This window comes from Pontibacter virosus (assembly GCF_003096355.1).
In the GTDB taxonomy this organism is placed as follows: domain Bacteria; phylum Bacteroidota; class Bacteroidia; order Cytophagales; family Hymenobacteraceae; genus Pontibacter; species Pontibacter virosus.
The window spans coordinates 198,241-221,392 of the sequence record NZ_QEKI01000001.1 but is presented as its reverse complement, the minus strand read 5'-3'; the positions used below and the strand labels follow the sequence as shown (position 1 = coordinate 221,392).

20 protein-coding genes are annotated in these 23,152 nt (G+C 51.7%); 9 read left to right on the top strand and 11 right to left on the bottom strand.

From position 1 onward, the window contains the following. The first annotated feature begins 161 nt into the window (after positions 1-161). Both C8E01_RS00785 and C8E01_RS00780 read left to right on the top strand, forming a co-directional pair. Positions 162-1,019, top strand: a complete 858-nt coding sequence (locus C8E01_RS00785; RefSeq protein WP_116541472.1) for a hypothetical protein — start codon at positions 162-164, stop codon at positions 1,017-1,019. A 117-nt stretch (positions 1,020-1,136) separates the two neighbouring features. After that, complete coding sequence (locus tag C8E01_RS00780) at positions 1,137-2,003, top strand: SDR family oxidoreductase (RefSeq protein ID WP_165820523.1); 867 nt, start codon at positions 1,137-1,139, stop codon at positions 2,001-2,003. A gap of 84 nt (positions 2,004-2,087) precedes the next feature. Here C8E01_RS00780 and C8E01_RS00775 read toward each other — a convergent pair whose 3' ends face one another. Then, complete coding sequence (locus C8E01_RS00775) at positions 2,088-3,977, bottom strand: hypothetical protein (RefSeq protein WP_243409364.1); 1,890 nt, start codon at positions 3,975-3,977, stop codon at positions 2,088-2,090. Positions 3,978-4,381: 404 nt separating this feature from the next. Between C8E01_RS00775 and C8E01_RS00765 the strand changes: the two genes are divergently transcribed. After that, positions 4,382-4,573, top strand: coding sequence for a cold-shock protein (locus tag C8E01_RS00765; protein ID WP_116541469.1), 192 nt, complete (start codon positions 4,382-4,384; stop codon positions 4,571-4,573). Positions 4,574-4,660: 87 nt separating this feature from the next. Here C8E01_RS00765 and C8E01_RS00760 read toward each other — a convergent pair whose 3' ends face one another. The 3 genes from C8E01_RS00760 to ricT all read right to left on the bottom strand — a co-directional run bounded on the left by C8E01_RS00760 (position 4,661) and on the right by ricT (position 7,958). Next, positions 4,661-5,746, bottom strand: coding sequence for an endonuclease/exonuclease/phosphatase family protein (locus C8E01_RS00760; protein ID WP_116541468.1), 1,086 nt, complete (start codon positions 5,744-5,746; stop codon positions 4,661-4,663). 198 nt (positions 5,747-5,944) lie between these two features. Continuing rightward, positions 5,945-6,421, bottom strand: a complete 477-nt coding sequence (locus tag C8E01_RS00755; protein ID WP_116541467.1) for a gliding motility lipoprotein GldH — start codon at positions 6,419-6,421, stop codon at positions 5,945-5,947. Then, positions 6,414-7,958 (bottom strand): regulatory iron-sulfur-containing complex subunit RicT, encoded by a 1,545-nt coding sequence (gene ricT / locus C8E01_RS00750; protein WP_243409363.1) that lies wholly within the window; start codon positions 7,956-7,958, stop codon positions 6,414-6,416. The genes C8E01_RS00755 and ricT overlap by 8 nt, the downstream gene beginning before the upstream one ends. Before the next feature lie 361 nt (positions 7,959-8,319). On the opposite strand from ricT, the gene C8E01_RS00745 reads away from it, so the two are divergent. Beyond that, the gene (locus C8E01_RS00745; protein WP_116541465.1) at positions 8,320-9,735 is read left to right on the top strand and encodes a lipopolysaccharide biosynthesis protein; all 1,416 of its coding nucleotides are present in this window, start codon (positions 8,320-8,322) and stop codon (positions 9,733-9,735) included. 99 nt (positions 9,736-9,834) lie between these two features. Here C8E01_RS00745 and C8E01_RS00740 read toward each other — a convergent pair whose 3' ends face one another. Beyond that, positions 9,835-10,998 (bottom strand): zinc-dependent alcohol dehydrogenase, encoded by a 1,164-nt coding sequence (locus tag C8E01_RS00740; protein ID WP_116541464.1) that lies wholly within the window; start codon positions 10,996-10,998, stop codon positions 9,835-9,837. A gap of 157 nt (positions 10,999-11,155) precedes the next feature. Here C8E01_RS00740 and C8E01_RS00735 point away from each other — a divergent pair, with 157 nt between their 5' ends. Both C8E01_RS00735 and C8E01_RS00730 read left to right on the top strand, forming a co-directional pair. After that, positions 11,156-12,034 (top strand): GNAT family N-acetyltransferase, encoded by an 879-nt coding sequence (locus tag C8E01_RS00735; RefSeq protein WP_116541463.1) that lies wholly within the window; start codon positions 11,156-11,158, stop codon positions 12,032-12,034. A gap of 82 nt (positions 12,035-12,116) precedes the next feature. Next, on the top strand, positions 12,117-12,446 hold the full coding sequence (locus C8E01_RS00730) for a DMT family transporter (RefSeq protein WP_116541462.1): 330 nt from the start codon (positions 12,117-12,119) through the stop codon (positions 12,444-12,446). Here C8E01_RS00730 and C8E01_RS00725 read toward each other — a convergent pair. The 5 genes from C8E01_RS00725 to rsfS all read right to left on the bottom strand — a co-directional run bounded on the left by C8E01_RS00725 (position 12,443) and on the right by rsfS (position 17,269). Beyond that, the gene (locus C8E01_RS00725) at positions 12,443-13,309 is read right to left on the bottom strand and encodes a hypothetical protein (protein ID WP_243409362.1); all 867 of its coding nucleotides are present in this window, start codon (positions 13,307-13,309) and stop codon (positions 12,443-12,445) included. The two genes, C8E01_RS00730 and C8E01_RS00725, sit on opposite strands and share 4 nt — an antisense overlap. Continuing rightward, positions 13,272-14,042 carry a UDP-2,3-diacylglucosamine diphosphatase gene (locus C8E01_RS00720; RefSeq protein WP_116541460.1) on the bottom strand — a complete coding sequence of 257 codons (771 nt, stop codon included), beginning with the start codon at positions 14,040-14,042 and terminating at the stop codon, positions 13,272-13,274. Before C8E01_RS00720 ends, C8E01_RS00725 begins: the two co-directional genes overlap by 38 nt. Then, positions 14,026-14,676: a LutC/YkgG family protein gene (locus C8E01_RS00715; protein ID WP_116541459.1), complete on the bottom strand. Its 651-nt coding sequence runs from the start codon at positions 14,674-14,676 to the stop codon at positions 14,026-14,028. Before C8E01_RS00715 ends, C8E01_RS00720 begins: the two co-directional genes overlap by 17 nt. Positions 14,677-14,687: 11 nt before the next feature. Then, complete coding sequence (gene ftsH / locus C8E01_RS00710; protein ID WP_116541458.1) at positions 14,688-16,826, bottom strand: ATP-dependent zinc metalloprotease FtsH; 2,139 nt, start codon at positions 16,824-16,826, stop codon at positions 14,688-14,690. Positions 16,827-16,894: 68 nt separating this feature from the next. Next, positions 16,895-17,269, bottom strand: coding sequence for a ribosome silencing factor (rsfS, locus tag C8E01_RS00705; protein ID WP_116541457.1), 375 nt, complete (start codon positions 17,267-17,269; stop codon positions 16,895-16,897). A gap of 49 nt (positions 17,270-17,318) precedes the next feature. Between rsfS and C8E01_RS00700 the strand changes: the two genes are divergently transcribed. After that, the gene (locus tag C8E01_RS00700; protein WP_116541456.1) at positions 17,319-18,074 is read left to right on the top strand and encodes a biotin--[acetyl-CoA-carboxylase] ligase; all 756 of its coding nucleotides are present in this window, start codon (positions 17,319-17,321) and stop codon (positions 18,072-18,074) included. On the opposite strand, the gene C8E01_RS00695 is transcribed toward C8E01_RS00700, so the two are convergent. Beyond that, on the bottom strand, positions 18,061-18,654 hold the full coding sequence (locus tag C8E01_RS00695) for a YceI family protein (protein ID WP_116541455.1): 594 nt from the start codon (positions 18,652-18,654) through the stop codon (positions 18,061-18,063). The two genes, C8E01_RS00700 and C8E01_RS00695, sit on opposite strands and share 14 nt — an antisense overlap. A gap of 792 nt (positions 18,655-19,446) precedes the next feature. On the opposite strand from C8E01_RS00695, the gene C8E01_RS00690 reads away from it, so the two are divergent. Together C8E01_RS00690 and C8E01_RS00685 are read left to right on the top strand one after the other, a co-directional pair. Then, on the top strand, positions 19,447-20,025 hold the full coding sequence (locus C8E01_RS00690) for a T9SS type A sorting domain-containing protein (protein ID WP_116541454.1): 579 nt from the start codon (positions 19,447-19,449) through the stop codon (positions 20,023-20,025). 129 nt (positions 20,026-20,154) lie between these two features. Further along, the gene (locus C8E01_RS00685) at positions 20,155-23,109 is read left to right on the top strand and encodes a glycosyltransferase family 117 protein (protein WP_116541453.1); all 2,955 of its coding nucleotides are present in this window, start codon (positions 20,155-20,157) and stop codon (positions 23,107-23,109) included. The last annotated feature ends 43 nt before the right edge of the window (positions 23,110-23,152 follow it).

Sequence of the window (23,152 nt, the reverse complement as noted above, 5' to 3'; positions counted from 1 at the left end):
GAGTTTGAGAAGGTAGAAAGTTGAAAAGTGGAAGGTCAGAAAGTTGGTATGTAGCGACGTTACACCGTAACGTTGTGTAGGGGTGGTAAACAGCTGCAGACCTGTCTGAATAGTGCACCCAACAATTTAACCATTCAACAATTTAACCATTCAACCCAAAAATGCTCATCAAACTCTTCACCCTGTATGTATACCTGCAAACGGCTTTGTGTGGCTGCGGACCGGACAGGCGCAACAGCGACTTTGAGCGACTGCGCAAGGACTATGAGGTGAAGGTACAGCGCATCGGCCGCCTGGACACCCGCATCAGGGAAAGTTCCGGACTCGCCCATGCCTCCGATAGCACTTTCTGGACGCACCCCGACAGTGGCTTGCCCGCCGAGCTATACCTGTTCAACCTGAATGGCGAACTGTTGCGAACCGTGCCACTGCCTATACCTAACCGTGACTGGGAAGAACTGGCGCAGGACGATAAAGGTAATCTTTACATTGGCGACTTCGGCAACAACGTCAACGCCCGTCGCGACCTGCGGGTCTTCAAGGTACAGGAGGAGAGGATGATCGTGCAGGATACCATACTATTCAACTTTGCCGATCAGCAGGATTTTCCACCGCCAGCATCTGACAAGCACTTTGACCTGGAAGCGTTCTTTTACCGCTCCGACAGCCTGCATCTATTCACGAAAAGCCGCGCCCGCAAAGGCATCACCCGTCGCTATACCTTACCTGCCAAAGCGGGTGCCTATACCTTGCCGCCGCAGGAAGAGCTGCGCGTCAGCTCCGCCATCACGGCCGCCGACAGCGCACCGAACGGGAAAGATTTTGCCCTGCTCGGGTATGGGCGACTATACCTGTTCGAACCTGAAAACGAGCAGGTGCATTTTTCCGGCAAGCGCTACTGCCTGCCATTGGGCCGCACCGGTCAGGCGGAGGCAATGCTATACCTGTCACCCACAGAACTGCTCATTAGCAACGAAAAAGGGAAACTATACCTGGTCAGCTTTGAATTAAAACAGTAACGCTTACCCTCTCCCTTAACCTATCTCCGGACTTATCAGTTTATAGGTATAGCCGTTGTACGACACAGCATCGATGCTGTGCACGTATGGCTAACAGACCCCATAACAGATAAAACTATGCGACAAACGATATTGGTAACGGGTGCTACGGGTAACGTAGGCCGAGAGATTGTAAAACAGCTTTCTATGCAGGATGTCACGGTGCGGGCAGGTGTGCATTCTGTCATCACTGGTGAAAACCTGAAACGACTACCCGGTGTGGAGATAGTGGAGATCGACTTCAATGATCCTGATTCACTGCATGCCGCCTTCACGCACGTAGACCGGCTTGTGCTCATCACGCCACTCTCCGAGAATCAATTGCAGATGGCCCGCAACCTAGTGGAAGAGGCAAAGAAGCAAAGGGTAAAGTACATTGTAAGGCTATCAGCACTGGGGGCCGGAGCGGAGCCAGGTATACAGCTGGGACGCTGGCATCGGGAGATGGAAAAATATGTGGAGGAGAGCGGCATCCCTTATACTATCTTACGACCTGCAGGCTTTATGCAAAACATCGTGAACTACTGTGCTGAATCCATTAAGCAGGAAAGCAAATTCTATATGCCAGTGGGAGAGGGCGAGGTCAGCTACATCGACACCCGTGATATTGCAGCTGTAGCCGTAGAGGTGCTTTTGTCTGAGGAGCATCAGGGAAAGACCTACGAACTGACCGGCCCGGAGGCGCTTTCGCATCAGGAAATGGCCATGCAGTTGGGTGAGGCAACCGGCAAGAAAATAGACTTTGTGGATGTGCCGGAAGATGCAGCCCGGGAGTCTCTGTTAGCGCATCACACACCAGCGCCAATAGTTGAGGCAATCCTGGAACTGTATGCTGCTTACAAAGCTGGAAAATCTGCCGAGGTAACGGAGGCGGTACAGGAGCTGACTGGTCGTCCGCCCCATAGTTTCCGGCAGTTCGCCAGCGATTACCACGAGTGCTTTTGAACCGTCAGGTATAGCCAGGAGATATACAAAAAAGAGGGCCTTTCCTGATTCAGGAAAGGCCCTCTTGCTTTAGATCAATTCAGATTAGTCCAGGTCGCGGTAGCGATCGCTTCGTCTTGTTTCGAAGCTGCTGCTATCGTCACCATAGCTGGAGCGTCCGCGCTGTGAATAGTCCTGGTCGCCCATGCCACTGCGGTAATTTTCGCGGGAAGACGAACCCTGGTTATCACTGTAGTAAGAGGTGCCGCTGTCCATAGAGCCATAACGACTCTGGTCGCCTCCTCTTCCGCCCTGGCCGTAGCCACCTTCACGGTAACCACTCTGGCCGTAGCCACTCATGCCGCCGCTTCTTTCGGATCCGCCATAGCCGCCACTACTCATAGAGCCGTAGCCACCTTGAGATGAACCATAGCCCCCTTGCGAGCCACTGCGGCTGCTCATAGAGCCATAATCACCTTGTGAGGAAGAGCCATAGCCGCTACCTTGTGAGCCCTGGCGGGAAGAACCGCCGTAGCTGCTCTGTGAGCCGTAGTTGTCGCCGTAAGAGCTTCCGCCGCGGCCGCGGTCCTGAGACGAACGGTACTCATCGTTGTAAGAACCACCGCGTGAGCCATAGCCGCCCTGCGAACCATAGCCACCCTGCATAGAGCTCTGTGAGCTGTAGCCTCTTTGTGAACCATAGTCATCGCGATCGTACTCACTCATACCTCTGGATGAACCATAGCCCATGGAGCCGTAGCGGTCACGGTCGCCGTAACTGCCTTGTGAGCCATAACCTCCTTGGGAAGAAGAACCGTAGCCACCCTGCGAGCCACTGCGGCCGCTCATAGAGCCGTAACCTCCCTGTGAGGAAGAGCCATAGCCGCTGCTGTCGCCATAGCCACGCTGCATGCCGCTGCCTTGCGATGAACCGTAGCTACCCTGGGAACCACGCTGGCCATAATCGCCTTGTCCGTATCCCTGCTGATAGCTGCCCTGGCTACCGTAACCACCCTGAGATGAGCCGCCATAGTTGCCTTGGCTGCCGCTGCTGCGATAGCCGCCTTGTTCGTAGCCACCACGGCCACTGTCGTAGCTGCCGTAGCCGCCCTGGTTAGAGCCGCTGCCCTGCATACCGAAAGAGCCTTGAGATCCACCGTAGCTCTGGCCACCGATGTTATCGCCTTCTCTGTCCTGCATGCCGCCCTGCATACCACCTCTCGAGGCACCGTAGTCCTGATCCTGGTGGCGGGTGCGGTTGCCTTCCATGCCGCCCTGGTTGCCATAGTTATAGCCTCCCTGCGAGCCACCGTAGTTGCCTTGTGAAGACGAACCGTAACCACCTTGAGAAGATGAGCTGTAACCGCTGCTGTCGCCGTAGCCACGCTGCATGCCACCGCCCTGCTGCGAGGAACCATAGTCGCCCTGATAACCATAGCCACTCTGGCCGCCGTAGCCACCGCTGTTCTGCGAGCCATAACCATAGCCGCCCTGCGAGCCATAGCCCTGCTGGCTGTCACCGTAACCCTGGCCACCCAGCTGCGAGCCGTAGCCGCCCATGCCACCTTGTTGCTGGCTTCCGTATCCCTGTGAGCCGCTCTGGCTGCCATAGTTCTGGTCGCTGCTGCCCATTAGGTTGCTATCAGAGTCTTTGTCTTTGCTGCCTCTGGAAGAAGTAGAAGATTTGCCTGATTTCGAATCAGAAGACTTAGCAGAGGTTTTAGTACCTGACTTTGCTTTTGTGCCTGTCGACTTGCTATCAGAAGAAGTTGATTTGCTGCTACTCTTCGAGGAAGGAGTAGAGCTGGAAGAAGATGATGATCCGATGCCGGAACTTCCCTGGCTCATAGAGCCCATATTTGAACCACTTAGACTGGAACCACTTTGGCTAGAGCCACTTGGGTTAGAACCGCTTTGGTTGGAGCTACCCGATGATGACCCACTCGACATGTTTCCAGACTGATTGGATGACTGATTTTTTTCGTTTTCTTTCATAGTTCTGATCTCCTCAGTTTATAGTTATAGATTAATTGGAATAGTAAAGGTCCGTTTAAATGTGACATCGCCACTGCGCAGCACAATGTGCCGGAACACTGGCAATGACCTGTTCAAGCCACATCAAAAAATGGTGATTATACCCATTTAGTTAGTGTAACTGAACGTTTTAGCTATACGAACCTCACGTTGGAGGGTTATTAAGCACACATCAGGAAACAGCGTGATGGTAAGTGCCGGAACCGTTCACAACATGATGCTTAAAGGAGATGCGGAATGGAGGCTATGTCTCTGATTTAGATGACCTTTTTCTGATTCAGAATGTCACATTATATTTTTGTGAATTTGGTTATTTATAAGAACTTATTTTTTACCTTTGCTTCTATTATTAACAATTATTTATCATGCAAACAGGTAAAGTAAAATTCTACAACGTATCTAAGGGCTTCGGCTTCATCGTAGCTGACGATACAAACCAAGACATCTTCGTTCACCAGACTGGTCTAGTTCACGAAATCCGTGAGAATGACCGTGTTTCTTTCGAAGTGAAAGATGGCAAAAAAGGATTGAATGCAATTAACGTAGAGCGTATCTAAGTTAACGAACATATAGCCCTTTAGGCAGGGCATTCATCTATTTTGACCCGCTCAGTTTTCTGAGCGGGTTTTTTATTTAATACCGTTCTAGGTCTTCTTTTCCCCGTTGCGTTCCTCGCCCTTTTCCAGCCCTTCCTGTATCAACTCATTGGCCTCCTGATGATCCTCTACATCGGCCTTAGGAGGCTGCTGCTCTTGTTCGCGCTTAGGCTCGTAGTTCAGCGTGATCAGAATAGGAAAGTGATCGGATCCGAACTTTGGCAGTCGCTCCATGTGCACCAACCGGAATGAGGGATCATAAAAGATATGGTCCAGGGGGTAGCGGAACAGTGGTATGTAGGCATTGTATGTGTTGTAAAAGCCGCGCCCTACCCGTGGGTCCAGCATGCCGCTTATCTGCTTGAACAGTTTGGTGGTGCTTGACCAGGCTACATCGTTCAGGTCGCCGGCTACTATGGAAGGGTGCGGTGATTTCTTCACGACTTTTGCCGCGATCAGAAGTTCCGCTTCGCGGGTTTCGGTGTTTTGCATTAGCCGGGGGGGCTGTGGATGCACCGTATACAAGTCGAACTTGAGACCGCTCGGCAGTTCCACAACCGTGAAAAACGAAGGTATATCGTCTTCCACCATAAAGCGAACCTCACTGTCCAGAAGCTTGAATTTGCTGTAGAGCAACATGCCATAGGTATTCTCCAATGGCTTTTTGATGGCATAGGGGAAGCGTTTGTCCAGTTCGGGCTGCAAGTGATCGTGCCATGCCTGGTTAGGTTCGTTGATCAGCACGATGTCGGGGTCGGTGCGCAGGACGAGCTGCAGGAACTTCTCATACTTCTTGTTGGTCATGCGCACGTTCGAAACCATCAGCGTGACACAGTTGGCCGGCGCTTCTACTTCCGTTCGCAGGGCTTCTATCGGAGCAAGTGGCGTAAAGAAATACACATAGCGCAATTCATTCACAATAGCCAGCACCCAAAGCGAGAGCATCGTCATCTCGCCTGCTTCACCAGTAACACCATAAAGCACAGTGTATGCCACCAGTACGCCCGTTAGCAGTATCGCCACGTGCAGGCGGGGAAAGTCAAGTACCCGGATCCACCATAGGGGGGACTTGATGAGTGGCAGGAAAGAAAATAGCGTCAGAACGAATCCGGCTATCTGGAGGGTGAGCTTCATGTAATTGCAAGCAATTAGGTATAGGACAGTAAGATATACTGCATACTTTCAACACTAATTTTTTGTTGTAGGAGCCTGTGGTTTCTTGTCAGGGTATAATGCGTTCGTTGTAAAGTATAGAGCTGAAACGTGCTAAAAAGAAAAACGGCCGAGGCTATGTTCTAGCTCCGGCCGTTTTTTCCTTGATTGTGATTCTTTCTAATTGGCAACTTCTTCCACTCGCACCCCCACTGCCAGAATATTTGGAAGCGGGTCGCGGCGCATGTACTGCGTTAACTGCAGGCGGTAAGTGCCCACCTGTGGGAAGGCAACACCCTCCAGCGCAAGCGACTGCATATCGTAAATGTCACTCGATCCTTTTCCTTCAGGCTTACCTGTTTTGGCATCCATCAAATGCAGTTCGTGTAGCGACGACGATACCTGGCTGCTATCCGGAGCCGTCAGGCGGTGCTGCAGATATAGGTTATAGTAGTCGTAAGCCAAAGAGTAGCGCACATTGAAGTACACATTGAACCGCTTGGTGGTATCCTCAATGGCAAACTCAAAAACAGGCGCATTGTCCACTGTCCAGTTTTTTTCGGGCAGCTCTACGTTCTGCTCATATACCCGCGAGGGGTCGCAAGCCGACAGTAGCAGGGTGCCCGCTACTGCCAGCGTTAGCATCAGGTTACGCATCAGGCGAAGGTGATTTAGGTTGGTTTGGTTTTTGGCCTCGGTTCGGTCTGCGTGACTTCTGTCGTCTGGGCTGCTGCGGGGCGCCATCGCCCTGCGGTTGCTGGGCATCCGACTTTCCCTCTCCACGTGGCGGCCTAGGCGCTCCAGCTTCCCGTTCGGGTCTGGGCTCGCGTGGCTGCCGTTCGTCTCCTCTTGGCAGTCTATCCTCCCTGTTTTCACGTCCTTCGCGGTTGCCACGGTTGCGTGGCGGGCGCTGCTTTTTGGGGCGCTGGCCCTGTTCAGCTGCTGCTCCGTCAATTCCTGCATCAGGCATTGCCGCTTTCGCCTGCTGCTGATCAACAGCTCTTGCTTCACGTGGACCTCTGTCACGACCACGGCCGTCCCGCTGGCCTCTGCCTTCGCGCGGTCCCCTGTCTTCGCGAGGACCTCGGTCTTCACGTGGCCCTCTATCTTCCCGAGGCGCACGCGGCTCCCGTTGCTCACGTGCTTCCGTTTCCTGCGTGCGATTTCCAAGTGAGCCTTCTGCCTTGTCGCCAGCTGACTTTTTCTTCTTTTTCTTCTTTTTCTTGCTCTTGTATTTGTCGTCGAGTCGTTCCAGGCTACCCTCCACCTGCGCTACAAATTCATTCTGCTTCGTCTCCTGTACAGGCTCCTCTACCAGTGTCTCAGGAACAAAGCCCTGGCTGTTCATTTTCAGGATCTCGTGCACACGCTCTACCGGCACCGGGTACCAGTTGTTGTCGCCTCTGTAGCCAAACCACATCATTTTTTTAAAGATGTCGGTTTTTTGCAGCATAGCATCGCCCTGCTTGGTCTGCAATGGGCGTGACACAGTAGGTATATCCTTGAGTGCCTCCATATAAGTTTCCAGCTCGTAGTTGAGGCAGCACTTTAGGCGTCCGCACTGTCCTGACAGCTTGCTCGGGTTAAGCGACAGGTTCTGGTAGCGGGCCGCTGTAGTCGACACGCTCTTGAAATCGGTGAGCCAGGTTGAGCAGCACAATTCACGCCCGCAGGAACCTATGCCGCCTAGGCGGCCGGCCTCGTGGCGCAGACTGATCTGACGCATCTCGATGCGTACCTTAAACTCCTCGGCCAGCTTCTTGATCAGGTCACGGAAATCCACGCGGTCATCGGCAGAGTAGTAGAACGTTGCTTTGGAGCGGTCAGCCTGGAACTCTACGTCCGAGAGTTTCATGCGAAGTCCTGTCTGCTGGATGATCTCGCGGGAACGGTACATGGTGGCAGCTTCCTGCTCCTGCACTTCGCGCAGTTTCTCCAGATCACGCTCATTGGCGATGCGGTAGATGGTGCGGATCTCCTCGTTGTTGTCTACCTTTTTCTTGAGCATCTGCAGGCGTACGAGTTCACCTTTCAGCGATACGGTGCCGATGTGATGCCCGTTCGGTACGTCTACTACCACTGGGTCGCCGGTGGTCAGGTCGAGTCTGTTTATGTTGCGGAAGAAATCTTTGCGTCCTCCCTTGAATCTTATTTCTACGATGTCGAACTCCTCAAACGCGGTTGGTATTTCCATATCGCTGAGCCAGTCGAACACGTTTAAACGATTGCAGCCTCCTGTGCTACAACCGCCGTTGCTTTTGCAGCCGCCTGGTTTTTCGCCGGTGCTGCATCCGCCACTAGAACATGAACTACATCCCACTATTTATATCTCCTATATAGCCGTGAGGCTTCTTGTTTTCTTATTGTCTGAATTAACAAATATACTAATTTTTTGAGCTTTTGCTCAAATGTCAGCTTTTGTGACCGCGGTCTTTAACAGTACGGGGCATAAATTAGTGCTTTTACGGGAGTTTAGACAGCGTGGGACAAAGCGATTTTTGAAAATGCAATCTGGCGGGTATGGCTGTGAAGGTATTATCACCTAATTTTAGAGGATGCTTCGGAAACTCCTGTCACATGCTGCGATCTATGGCTTTTCAGCTCAGATACCTCGTTTGGCGGGTGTGCTAGCCCTGCCGCTGATCACGCAGCACCTCTCCCCGGTTGACTATGGGGTGGCGGGAGTGGTAACAGCTTATTACAGTGCCCTTTTGGTATTGATGTCGCTGGGCTTCACAGTGGTGATGGAGAACAGCTTTGCACGGCATCCCAGCCGCTTCCAATGGATCTGGCGCCAGCTCTATGGTTTTCTGACCAGCTGGTCAGTGCTTTATGGGCTGCTGTGTATGGGTATAATCTATTTGGCGGTACCTGCCGATGCACAGGAGGATCGGGTGCAGATTGCGCTGCTTGTCGGGATTCCCATGCTTTTTTTTGTTGTCACCGATTTATTTGGTGGTATGTTTTGCCTGCACACGCAACGGCCTTTGCCTATTGCGCTGCGATCCTTCCTGATGGGGGGCGTAAACGTTATCCTGACCATCTATTTTATTGCTGAGCTTAAGATGGGGTATATGGGTTGGTTTTATGCCAGTACTATTTCGGCGGCGGTGGGCTTTGTAGTGAGCATCTACATTATAGCCAGTCAGAAACTCTGGCCTATCTTTAATTTTAAATGGCATCGGATCAGGCACAGTCTCAAAGTTTCACTACCCGCTGTGCCGCACGGTTTTTCCTTTTTCATGCTCGACACTTCTGACCGCCTGGTGCTGGATGTGCTTGGTACGCCTGTCGGGCGGATAGGCCTTTACAATGTGGCGTCGAACTTCGGAATTTATTTCTCATCGGCCAGTTTCGCGGTGGTGCAGGCGGCAACACCATTGTACATGAAGCTCTATGCGCAGACAAAAAGCATAGAAGCAGCGGCCCAGGCCCGCTATATGACTTATACCCTGCAACTGCTTTTTTTTATCGGCACGTTTACTGCAAGTCTTTGGATGAAGGAAATTTTTGGTTTCTTAATCCGCAACGAGGAACTGCAACAGGCATATCCGCTGGCTATCGTCATTCTGATGGGGTACAATTTCAGGCCGATGTACATGGCTGTGATTAACCTGCTCACTTTCCATGAAAAAACAAACAAGCTCTGGCGCATTTCCACCGTGGCAGGTATAGGCAACATAGTGCTTAACCTGATTTTGGTGCCGCTCTACGGTTTTGAGATGGCTGCCTACACCACTTTCGCTGCACTGATGTACATGGGCTACGCGGGGTTTTACTTAAAGGCATATAAAGAATTGACTCTGGTGCGCTACCATGCCATTTGGTGGCTGCTGGCAACAGTTGCGTTGTTAGTGCTGGCCTACCAGTTGCGGGAAGTGGAGGTATGGCAAAAAACTGTGATTACGCTTCTGAGCCTGGGTGCAGGTATGGCTGCTTTCTGGAAATACAGGAGCAAGTCGCCGTTTTAAGATTATAACTATAGCAAACGTGTGCAGATATTCATAAAGCAAAAAACCAGCAGCAAGGTATAGGCCTGCTGCTGGTTTTCTGCTTAAGTGGTCTCCAGGTTATGGCTTCATTACTACCTTCAGGCAGTTGTCTTCTTTTTTGTTGAAGATGTCGTACATGCGGGAGGCTTCTGCCAGCGGCACGGTATGGGTAATGATGTCTTCCAGCTTGACTTTGCCATCCTGCACCAGTGAGATAAGGTGATCGATGTAGCGGTGCACCCAGGCCTGGCCGCCACGCAGGGTCAGGCCCTTGTCGAACCACTTGTAGAGCGGAAAGTTGTTGTAAGGCGAACCGTATACACCCACCACCGTCACAGTACCGGCTCGTCGCACAGAATCCATGCACTTTTCGAGTACTTTCATGGAGCCCTTCTCCATCTGCACCACATTCATGGCTTTTTCCAGTACGGTACGGTCGGCCTCCATCCCCACGGCGTCCACACATACATCGGCGCCATAGCCACCTGTCATATCGCGTATTACCTGCACGGCATCTACTTCCGAAGCGTTTATTACTTCGGCATTCGCCGTGGTGCGGGCTTTTTCGAGGCGGTAAGGCTGTATGTCTATACCTATTACCCGTTTGGCGCCCTGCAGCCAGGCCGATTTCATGGCCATGATGCCTACCGGTCCGCAACCCCATACGGCCACGGTCTCACCGCCTTTCAGCTCGGCCCAGTCAATGGCGGCCCAGCCGGTCGGGAAGATATCTGTCAGGAAAAGGACCTGTTCGTCAGTGAAGTTATCAGGCACCTTGCGCGGGCCGTAGTCGGCGTAAGGCACGCGCACGAACTCTGCCTGTCCGCCGTTATACCCTCCGTAAATGTCAGTATAGCCAAAAATGCCGGCACCGGCTCCCTTTGCCATCACAATCTCGCCTTCAGGACCATAGTTTTCTGGATTGGAGTTTTCGCAGTGCGTGGGCAGCTGCATGTTGCAGTAATGGCAGGTGCCGCAAGAGATGGGGAAGGGCACCACCACACGATCACCTTTCTTCAGGTTTTTCACGCCGGCGCCCACTTCCTCAACAATGCCCATAAACTCGTGCCCCATGACCATGTCGCGGGCCTGGGGCACCATGCCGTTGTAAATGTGCAGGTCGGAGCCGCAAATGGCCGTGGAGGTTACGCGTAGTATACAGTCGCGCGCGTCCTCTATTCTGGGGTCATTGATGGTCTCTACCTGTATGTCTTTCATTTTGTGGAATACTGCTGCTTTCATAGTTTATTTTTTAGGTTTTCGTATTAGCTTCTATAAGCTTTTGTATTTTTCAGTACTTCAGTTTAACGGCAAGCAGTGAAGGTGGGTTATTTAAGGAAGCGTGTTATTAACCTCCATGCCGGCTGTGCTTAGTTCGTGTGTTTCAAATCTATACCTCATGCAAACCCAGGCTTCTTATACTTTCTCGTTTTTGCGCGAACACGATATTCCTGCTCTTTACGATACCTTCGTGGCCGCCTTCGATGACTATGTCATCCCTATCAAAATAAGCAGGGAGGAGTTCGCCATAAAGATCAGGCGGGAGGGGGTAGAGCCGAGCTTTTGTGCAGGCGCTTTCCACGGCGGGCAGTTGGTCGGCTTCATATTGACGGGATTGGGGGAGTGGCAGGGCATACCCACCGCATACAACGCGGGTACGGGGGTTTTACCCGAGCATCGGGGGCATCAGCTAACCAAACGGCTCTATGCGTTTCTGCTACCCAAGTTGCGCGAAAGTGGTATTGAACAATGTTTGCTGGAGGTCATCAACGGCAATGCGGCTGCCTTTAAGGTATACCGTTCCATAGGCTTCGGGGTAGTCCGCACGCTGAAGTGCTACAGGAGTCCGGTTGGGGAGTTGGTGCTCTCAAGCAAAGAGCCCGAGCACACGGTGGAAATCCGGCAGGTAGCTAAGCCAAATTGGAAAGCCTATGCCGATTTTTGCGATGTCAGGCCGAGCTGGCAAAATACCAAGGAAGCTTTTTGCAAAAGTCCCGATCAGAAACTGGTGCTGGAAGCCCTTGTAGAAGAAGTGCCGGTGGGATATGTGGCTTTCTTCCCTCGTACGGGCGCTATTGCACAGCTGGCGGTGCATGGGGAAAACCGCAACCGAGGTATAGCGAAGACCCTGTTGAAAGAAGCGATAAAGCGGGCCCAGGTGCCGGCGCTCTTGCTCCTGAACGTCGATCAAACAAACACTACGGTGGCGACTTTTATAGAGCGTATTCATCTCAAACATTTTCTGACACAGCACGAGATGCTCCTAAGCCTGCAGTAGGTATGGCGATCCACTTTAATCTGCCTAATTTGCAGCCTGTATTTTATCAATTGGGGTTCAAAGCTCTTCAAAACTTTATCATATGAGCACTGCGTGGTTTTACCTGATATTGGCAGGTATATGCGAAATTGGATGGGCCTTTGGGCTGAAATACAGCGAGGGCTTTTCGAAACCGTTGATAAGCATTGTGACGGTTATCGTTATGATCCTGAGCTTTATACTGTTGGCGCAGGCCATGAAAACGCTGCCGCTGGGCACTGCTTATGCCATCTGGACAGGTATAGGCGCTGCGGGCACCGCCATTCTGGGTATGGTCTTCCTAAACGAGCCCAAAGACCTGATGCGAATTCTGTGTCTGCTGATGATCGTGGCCGGTGTGGTGGGGCTGAAATTCTTTGCCGAGAGCAATTAGCGGCTCAGCCGGAACACATCGGCCTGCTCTCTGGAAAACAGGTATAGCGTGTTGTTGCTGATCAGGGCGGAGAGGTAGTTTTTGTCGGCCGGAAGGGGCAGGGTACGCTCTTGCAGCTTGTACAGATCGAAAAAGTGCAGCGCGTTGTCTTTCACAAAGTATAGTTCGTTCCCCTTGAAAGCGATATAGGATACACCCGTAAAAGGCAGCTTCTTCTTGTAGTTGCCCAGGTTATCGAACACGTAGATGCCACTGTTATAGTCCAATAGGTATACCATGTTCTGGTACTCCCGGATAAAGCGCACATCAAATCGGGCCTTGTCCAGAATGAGGTTGAGCGGGGTTTCAATGATGGGCTTCTGGTAACGAAGATCCAGTTTGCTAAGTGTAAAATCCGATTCGTTGAAGAGCCAGAAGCTATCGTCGGAGGTGAGGGTGGCTGCCTGCACGTTGCCCATGTAGCCCAGGTCCGTCAGGCGGGTGTTGGCAATGGGGCGCATAAAACGATCGAGCAAGGTGAGCTCCTGACGGTCCTCGTAAAAAATAAAGACCTTCATCGGGTTCCAGGCTTCTACCGCTGTAATACGGCCGCGGCTGGGCGGCGAAAAAGTGTTAATAGGCTTGCCCAGTGTGTCGAGCACGAACAGGTTCTGGCCCGTATCCATCAGGTATACGCTGCCGTTTCGGGCAATAGAGACTGTGGCAGGAGAGGAGATGGCAAAGCTGTGGCTAAAAGTGAGCGTAACTGAGGAGTCCGGCTGCTGCGCGGATGCAGGTATAGCCAGCACCGCCAGGAGCAGGTATAGCACTGCGCGCAGGTATAGCCTACTGTTCAAAATACTCGAGTTTAAGGTCTTTGCCATCGTATACGCCGTAAGAGCAAAAATTGACCCATTCTCCCAGGTTCAAATACCTGCTGTCCCCGTTAATCGGCATGTCAAGGGGCAGGTGACGGTGACCAAACACGTAGAAATCGTGGTGCTGCTCATTTTCCACTTCTTTGCAGTACTGCACCAGCCACTCATCCTCCCCAAAAAACTTTTCATCGTCCTTGGTATTGCTGATGCGGCTCCTTCGCGACCACATGTTGGCGATGCCTATACCTGCGTTGGGGTGCAGCCAGCCAAACATCCACTGACAGGCTTTGTTATTGAACACCTTCTTGAGAACTTTGTAGGTGTGGTCGCCCGGGCCCAAGCCATCGCCGTGCCCAATGTAGAATTTATGCCCACCGAAATTGGTCGAAATGGGCTCCCGAATGATGGGGATGTTGAGCTCTTCCGGAAAGTAGTCGAACATCCACATGTCGTGGTTCCCCGTGAAAAAGAGCACCGGTATACCTGCATCGGTTAGTTCGGCCAGTTTGCCCTGAAGCCGGATAAATCCTTTAGGTATAGCATGCCGGTACTCGAACCAGAAGTCGAATATGTCGCCCAGCAGCAGAATGGCCGCCGCGTTGTGCTTTACGGTGTCGAGCCAGCGCACGATCTTTTTCTCGCGGGCGCGGCTCTGCTCGGCGTTGGGCACACCCAAGTGAAAATCAGAGGCAAAATACACTTTTTGGCCGGGAGCCAGTTGGTCAATGCGGAAGGTCATCTATCAGGAAAAGTACAAGCTGTTTTGGGCCGTGAGCGCCCATTACCAATGTTTTTTCGATATCGGCCGTGCGGCTCGGGCCACTCACCAGCGATACCATGGAAGGGAAGTTCTCCTTATACTTGTCGCGTACCCGCTGCAGACCGTCTTTTATGTCAGGCACCAACTGGCTGGCCTTTGCCACCACCATGTGCGTTTCAGGATAGATGCTCAAGCGTCTACCGCCGGCATTGCCAGAGCTCACCAGGATACTGCCGGTGCGTGTCACCAGCGCTTCGCAGGTGGTGAGGCTGGCCTGTGCTTTTTGAATGAAGTCCTCTTCTGTAGAAGTGAAATCTATACCTGCCTGGTAGAGGATGTTCTGCAGGGTAGGCTCCCAGACGTGCAGGAACTCGATCTGCTGCTCTCTTTTCAAATTGAAAAGCTGATCAAAGAAGTCCTCCTCATCTTCGCAGTACACAAACAGGCCGCTGTTGGCGATAAACGCCTGTGCAAAGGCAATGGATTGATCTTCAGCCATTGGCAAATGGATCGGGGAGCTGAAGTCAGGGGTGGGAGGCAGAAAAGGCGCTGACTTAGCCAGCGCCTCTCTTACTCTTCTCAATACAATTTCTTTCGATTTTGCTTCGTACATGCCTGGGTTTATCAAGCTGTTCTGGTATTTATAGTATCGTTCGGGTCAGCAGACGCATCGTTCTGAATGGGTGTGCCTGGCGCGCTGCCCTGTCCATTTTGTTCAGGGTGCTCTGTCTGTCCAATTTCTACCGGATGCTGCTCCTGGCTTACTTCGCTCTTCGTTTTGCTGCGATCCGTACCGGCCGTGTGTGCCTGGTAAGTCGTGAGCTCATCAAAAGGACGTTTGCCAACCAGTCGCTCCAGATCACTCTGGAACAGAATCTCTTTCTGCAGCAACTCCTGCGCTACTATCTCCAGTTCTCTTGACTTATCGGTTAGCAATTGCTTGGTGCGGATATAAGCAGTCTCGATGATGTTGCGCACTTCGTTATCGATGGTTTCGGCGGTGGCTTCAGAGTAAGGCTTGTTGAAGGTCATATCCGTCTGCTTCGAATCGTAGAACGACACATTGCCGATTTTCGCATTCATACCATACATCGTCACGATGCTGTAAGCCATTTTAGTGATCCGCTCCAGGTCACTCAAAGCGCCTGTTGAGATCTTTCCAAATACCAGCTCCTCAGCGGCACGTCCACCAAGGGCCATGCACATCTCGTCGATCAGCTGCTCGGTGGTGTACAGGAACTGCTCCTTCGGGAGGTACTGCGCATAACCCAGCGCGGCAACGCCACGTGGAACAATACTCACTTTTACCAACGGATCGGCGTGCTCCAGGAACCAGCCTGCTATGGCGTGACCAGCTTCGTGGTAAGCCACGATCTTCTTCTCTCCAGGGGAGATGATCTTGTTCTTCTTCTCCAGACCACCAATCACACGGTCAATCGCGTCATTGAAGTCCTGTTGGTCAACTGCCTTCTTGTTACGGCGGGCAGCGATCAGGGCGGCCTCGTTGCACACGTTGGCAATTTCGGCACCGGCAAAGCCTGGCGTCTGGGCTGCCAGCTTACGGGCATCCACATCAGGAGCCAGGGTCAGTGGCTTCAAGTGCACATCAAATATTTCGGTACGGCCGTTAATGTCCGGCTTGTCGATACTGATCTGACGGTCGAACCGTCCCGGACGAAGTAAGGCTGAGTCCAGTGTGTCAGGGCGGTTGGTGGCTGCCAGGATAATCACACCTGAGTCAGTTGCGAAACCGTCCATTTCTACCAGCAGGGAGTTCAGGGTGTTCTCACGTTCGTCATTGCCACCCGGCGTAGCGCCACGGCTACGGTGACGGCCAATGGCGTCGATCTCGTCAATAAAGATGATACAAGGTGCTTTAGCTTTGGCCTGCTTAAACAGGTCACGCACACGGGCGGCACCCACACCTACGAACATCTCCACGAAGTCAGAACCTGACAGCGAGAAGAACGGCACGTCGGCTTCACCGGCTACAGCCTTGGCAAGCAAGGTTTTACCCGTGCCCGGAGGGCCTACCAGGAGAGCGCCTTTCGGGATCTTACCTCCCAGGATCGTGAATTTGCTTGGGTTTTTGAGGAATTCTACAATCTCCTGAATCTCTTCTTTTGCCTCTTCCAGGCCAGCCACATCTTTAAACGTGATCTTTACCTTGTTTTCAGCGTCGAACAGAGCAGCTTTGGACTTGCCGATGTTGAAGATCTGACCGCCTGCACCACCCGCTGTTACGCGGCGCATCAGGAACCAGAAACCAAACAGCAACAAGATCAGGAAGCCCCACTGGAAAAAGAAGTCAGCAAAGCCAGTGCGTGTCTCAATGGTGTAAGGCACCCGGTTCTCGCGCGGGATTTCTGCCTGCAGCTTTTCGTAGTCTTCCTTAAAAGACTCTGCTGTGATGATCGTGAAGTGGTAGTGCGGACCCTGGTCTACACTGCCCAAAGTGCCACGGCTTGACAGCTCGCGGCTATACTTTTCATTCTTCAGGGCTTCATCCTTCAGGTATACCTCCACGATTTTGCCGTTCACGATGGTCAGTTTCTTCACATCGTTACTGACCAGCATCTCTTCAAAGTTCTGCTGGGTGGTTTCTACAGAAGCATTGCTCTTGTTAAGCCAGGTGAGTCCGAAAATAAGTAGGATGAGTACCGCCAGCATCCACAGCTGCATCGTAGGGCGCGGTGGCGTAGCCGGTATCATCGGCTTCTTCTTTTTGTTATTATTATTTCCTTTATTATTCTTTTCAGCCATGAATGTGTTGTTTCAGATACATGAAATACAGGAAGGAACCCCGCTTTGTTCAGGATTCCCTCTTTGGGTTAAGCATCCTCTATACGCTTGATGTTGGCATCACCCCATAGTTCCTCAAGCGCATAGAATTCGCGCTTGTCTTTCAGAAACACGTGCGCCACTACGTCTACGTAGTCGAGCAGCACCCACTCCTTGTTGGTGCGGCCTTCGCTCTGCCAGGGATTCTGGCGGACGGCTTTGAATATTTCTTCTTCTATGGAAGACGCAATCGCATCAAGCTGCGAGTCGGATGATGCAGATGCGATCACGAAGTAATCAGATACGGCATTTTTGAGTGACTTCAGGTTAAGAACGACAATATTGCTGGCTTTCTTTTCCTGCATGCCTTTTACTACAAGCTCTGCCAATATGTCTGAATTGGCCTCAGCCTTGGTTTCTTTCATTTGTACTACTTAAATTTGATTTACAAAAGTACTAAATTCTGTTTAATCTATGTTGCCTAATACGCTGTTTATGGGCCAGCAGCTGTTTTTTCTGCCGGTTTGTAAATCCACCAACTCAGAGGCCCAGCAGCTACTCCTCAAAAATGAAGCCACAGAGGGCTGTGTGGTGCTTACTGACGAGCAGACGCATGGCCGTGGTCAGCGGGGCAATACGTGGGAGGCGGCGCCCGGTAAAAACATCACCCTTTCTGTAATTCTGTCACCTGTTTTTCTGGCTGTCAGGCACCAGTTTCACCTCAATATGGCGGTTTCATTGGCGGTGCATGACCTGTTGCGCGAACAGGGGCTGGGGCAGGCCCGTGTCAAGTGGCCCAACGACCTTTATTTCGGGGACAGGAAGCTTGGCGGGATTCTGATAGAAAACACAGTTACCAGTCAATCCATACAACACAGTATCGTGGGGATTGGTTTAAACGTAAATCAGCTTCATTTCGGAATCGGCACGGCCACTTCGCTGGCAACCGAGGTAGGTACGCAACTCGACGTGAAAAGATTGGTGAACAGGCTGCTGGAGCTGCTCGAAAAACGCTATCTGGAGCTTCGCAGCGGAAGAATCGATAAGTTGAAGTATGAATACCTGCAGGCGCTGTACCGTTATCAGGAGGAGCATGGGTACCAGATTGGTTCGGAACAGGTACGGGGGCGCATTATGGGAGTGGACGAAGGCGGCAGGCTGGCTCTAGAAATTGATGGTGGATTGCGTTACTTCGCATTTAAAGAAATCTCATACCTTATCGGAAGCTGAACTTTTTGGCGGCCACGATCTGCTGCGGTTCGGGGTCAGTGGGCGTAAGCGGCATTTTGAGTGAAACGTGCATGGTGCTGGCGCCATAGCCCGAGCTCAGCCGGGGCGCTTGGATGTGGTGGTCAGCCAGTTCGACCGGGAAGTCGGTTACAAGTTGCCAGGTGTTTCCTTTCTTCACAAGAATGCCCGAAATGGTTCTCTTCTTAGCAACGCCGTGGATGGTCAGTATACCTGAAGCTGTCACTTTTGCCTCTCCCTTTGCCGAGACCGGCCCTTTTTCAGTGATTTTGCCTACGAAAGTCGCTTTTTGGAAGCGGCTGCTCTGCATGTACTTGTCGTTGAAGCGCTCCTGCATGAGGGAGTTTAGGAACTGGAAAGAAGTGATGGGAACATCAAACCGGAATTTGCCTGTCTCCAGATCAATCATCCCGTTAGCGGACTCCGAAGTGCCCTTGATCAGGCTAAGCGGTGCACCGGCCTCAAACACAATGGTGCCGATGCCCTTATAGGTGCCTGTCTGGGCCTGGGCCTGTGGGATTAGCCAGTAAAGGCTGCATACGAATAGGAGTAGCTTTTTCATACATGCCTCGCCTTCTCTACGGTTAAGCTTTCCTTCTATTTATTTAACTCATTTAAGCAGAGATAGTTGAATCCGTTTACTAAAAATAATAAGCCGCTTCAGAATATTTCGCTCTTTAGCAAGCCCAATCGCTGCGCATTCTTTATGCTATCAGTGCAGGTATAGGCATCAATTTGGCCTAGCCCCTGGCAGAAACGTTGTTGCCTCAAACTATTTTTTTTTAAATATTGGTCTAACGTGTGCATTCCTGTCCAAAAGTTTAGTCCAATAAACTGCTTGTTTTCAATGTAACGGGGTGCTCTTTTATGAGTTGCACAATTTTTATATATAGCGCTATAGTTCAATTACATTCTTTTTATCCTTATAAATTCAGTTTAGCCTCTATTGGATTTGTTTGAGGATGTTGTGAAAACAAAACAGGAAGTCGCAGGTTATGTAAATGGAGTGTTGTACATAGAATGAAACTAATATTGAAGAAGTGTTTCTGGTCTTCTGGATTTGAAGGCTGAGTTCAATTTTCGGGATTATAACATAGGGTTACTTAAGGCAATCTGGCTCGATTGAATGCAACCCTTTTCAGCAGCATAGGGTCATGGTTGTGCAAAGGGTGCTGACAGGCATGGTTCTTGATAAAGTCTGGACGTGGCCAGAAACAGTAAAAATTGCAGGTATGGCTATTACTATAGTATCCTGTATTTTTAATTAGATTTTTTCTATTTACTATATTTTGGTATATCTTTGAATTCCTGCCTAACTAGTGGCCAGGACCTTTAGAAAAGCGAGGTGTGATATATGAGAACTTTTACAAGAATGATATTAGTGGCTGCGTTTGCGGTTTCGCATTTGGCGGCATACAGTGTTATGGCCGATGGTCGCTTAAAGGAGGCCGGCGTAATTCCCCCAAATGCCGGCGGTAGCTCAGCCTGGAAAGCCGTGCCTGAAAAGAAAGCAGAAGCCAATGTGCGTGCCGAAAATGCCAGAACAGCTTCCTGGGTTAAAAATTACACTGCAAACAAGAACAGAGGCTTATACCTGACCGAGACGGCTTATGCCGGTTCTTCACAGTTCGTGATCAGCTCTTACATGGCTTTTATGCCAGCGCCGGAGCGCCAGACACCGTCTATCAATGCCTATCCGAACCCTTCGCGTGGTATTACCCGCGTGTCGCTGTCGCAGGTGGGTATGACCGAGAACTATAAGCTGAAGATATCGAACACGATCGGCAAGGTGATGGAGACACATGAACTGCCGGTAACGCATTCTAACGTGTTTATCCTCGATATGACGGGATACCCGGCCGGCGTGTATTTTTACAGCCTGCTGGTGAACGATAAGACCGTGGAAACAAAGCGTTTGATCCTTCAGAAATAATAGGGAGCTATACCCGTTACTAGAGCGAAAGCCAGTTGAGAGACTGGCTTTTTTTTATGACTGACTCGCCAAAGGTGCGCAGGCACCGATTTATTTAGTATTTTCGACGCTGAATATTTGTAAATTGCTATGACGGATTATCGCAAGATAAACAACCTCGTAGGCTGGCTCGTGTTTTTGATCGCGACCGCCGTGTATGTATTGACGCTGGAACCTACCGCCAGCTTTTGGGACGCGGGCGAATTCATCGCCTGTTCTTACAAGCTCCTGGTGCCACACCCTCCGGGGGCACCGTTCTACCTGCTGGTAGGCCGTATGTTCTCCATGTTTGCAGGCGATCCAACCCAGGTGGCCTGGTGGGTGAACCTTCTTTCTGCGCTCTGTAGCTCATTTACGGTATTGTTCCTGTTCTGGTCGGTTACCATCCTGTCCCGTCGCCTGCTGGTGAAGGAGGAGGGTGTAGCGCCTACCAAAGGCCAGACTGTACTAATCATGGGAGCCGGTGCCGTGGGTGCACTCGCCTATACCTTCACAGACTCGGCCTGGTTCTCAGCAGTAGAGGCTGAGGTATACGCCATGTCGTCTTTCTTCACCGCCATTGTGTTCTGGGCCATGCTGCGCTGGGAGTCTAAGGTAGGGGAGTCGCTGTCAGACAAGTGGCTGATCTTGATCGCCTACCTTATCGGCCTTTCGATTGGTGCCCACTTGCTGAACCTCGTGTCCATACCTGCGCTGGCTTTTATCTACTATTTCCGTCTATACAGACCAAGCTGGAAAGGCGGCCTGATCGCGTTCCTGATCAGTGCTGTCATCGTGGTCGCCATTCTGTGGGGCATTATACCTGGCCTGCCGTCGCTTGCCGGCAATGTAGAGGTGTTCTTCGTGAATTCACTGGGTCTGCCTTTCGGTTCGGGTATCATTTTCTTCGTGATCCTGCTGGTGGTAGCCATCATCTATGGTATACGTTACTCTATCCAGCGCAACCTCCGGGTGCTGAACACGGCTGTTCTGTGCTTTACCTTCATCCTGATCGGTTACTCTTCTTACATGATTATCCCGATCCGCTCTTCTTACAACCCAACCATCGACGAAAACAATCCGGATGATATCCTGAGCTTTGTGTCATACCTGAAGCGCGAGCAGTACGGTGACCGCCCGCTGCTTTACGGGCCGCAATACAATGCGCAGCCAGTAGCGCAGGAAGAGGGAGCACCCCGCTACGTGAAAGGCAAGGATAAATACGTCATGACAGGCCGCAAGCTGGAAACGATATACGATAGCAAGGACAAAACCCTGCTGCCGCGCATCTACAGTGACAATCCGCAGCACCTGCAGGAGTACAAAAAATGGGTAGACTTACGGGAAGGGCAGGCGCCGACGTTCGGCCAGAACCTGAGCTTCCTGCTCCGCTACCAGCTGGGCCACATGTACTGGCGCTATTTCCTCTGGAACTTTGCAGGCCGTGAGAGCGACGTGCAACAGGCAGGCGTGCTATGGTTTGGCAAACCAACCGACGGCGTCCCTGACCGGGTGGCCAACAGCAAAGCCCGTAACACCTTCTACCTGCTGCCACTTGTTTTCGGTATCATCGGATTGATCTTCCAAATACGCAAGAACGAGCGTGATGCCTTTATTGTGGGTCTGCTCTTCTTCTTTACAGGTATAGCCATTGCCCTATACCTGAACCAGCCCCCAATAGAGCCGCGCGAGCGTGACTATACCTTCGCGGGGTCCTTCTACGCCTTCTCTATCTGGATTGGCTTGGGCGTGCTGGGTATAGCCGAGCTGCTCAACCGCGGCCTGCGCAACGTCACGACCAGTGGGGCCATTGCTACCGTTATTGGTCTGGCCGTGCCAGGTATACTGGCTGCTGAAGGCTGGGACGACCACGACCGCTCTAACCGCTACCACTCTGTAGACTCCGCTAAAAACCTGCTGGATTCAGTGGCGCCAAACGGCATCCTGTTCACCAACGGCGATAACGATACTTTCCCGCTGTGGTATGCGCAAGAGGTAGAAGGTTACCGGACGGATGTGCGCGTAGCCGTACTCAGCTACTTGAACACTGACTGGTACATCGACCAAATGAAGCGACAGGCTTACGAGTCCGATCCGTGGCCGCTGACACTTGAGAATGAAAACTACCGCCAGGGAACCAACGACTACCTGCCTTACGTAGAGCGTCAGCAGGTGGCAGCAGGTATAGACCTGAAGCAGTTTGTCAGTCTGATCCGCCAGAACCATCCGGCGTTGCAAGTGCAGGCGGGAAGCGGCACTACCCTACTAAGTTTCCCGACCAAGAACTTCTTCCTGGATGTTGACCAGGCCAAAGTAGCGCAGGCAGGCTTTGTTGCCAGCGACTACCAGGACCAGATCGCGGGCCGGATGCAGTGGACCATCAACAAATCGATGCTCGAGAAGAAGCACATGATCATCCTCGACCTGCTGGCCACAAACGAGTGGGACCGTCCGGTGTACTTCTCCACTACCGTGAACAGCGCCGACTTTATGGGGTTGTCAGAGTATTTCCAGCTTGAGGGACTTGCCTACCGCGTAGTGCCTGTGAAGGTAAGCAGCGAGGAGGCGCCGGGCTTCCTGAACAAGGAGCTGATGTACAAGAACATGATGAACTTCAGCTTCCGCAACTTCAACGACCCGAGCATTTTCTACGACGAAAACTACTTCCGTTTCGCCGCCAATGCTCGCGACAAGTTTGGCAAGCTGGCTGCTGAGTACCTGATGAGTGGTGACAATGCCCGTGCCAAGGAGATTGTGGACCACTGCTTTGAGCAACTGCCGCCAAGCACTGTGCCTTACGACTACTATACGCCACAGTTTATATCTATTATGGCTGATTTAGGGGAAGAGGAGCGTGCCAAAAACCTGTGGGAGGATATGGCCAGAAACTCACGAGAGGCAGTAGACTACTACCTGGAAAAAGGCGCCCTGTTTGACATGGAGATACAAACGAACCTGTTTATCATGCAGCAGCTGATCGGTGAGGCGCAGGCCATCGGCGAAGAGCAGAAGGCAAAAGAACTGCAGGATGTGTTTGTGCAATATCTGCAGCGCATGCGGCGTTAAACAAAATAGAGAGTTAAACAGTACAAAAGCCGAACCCGTTTCT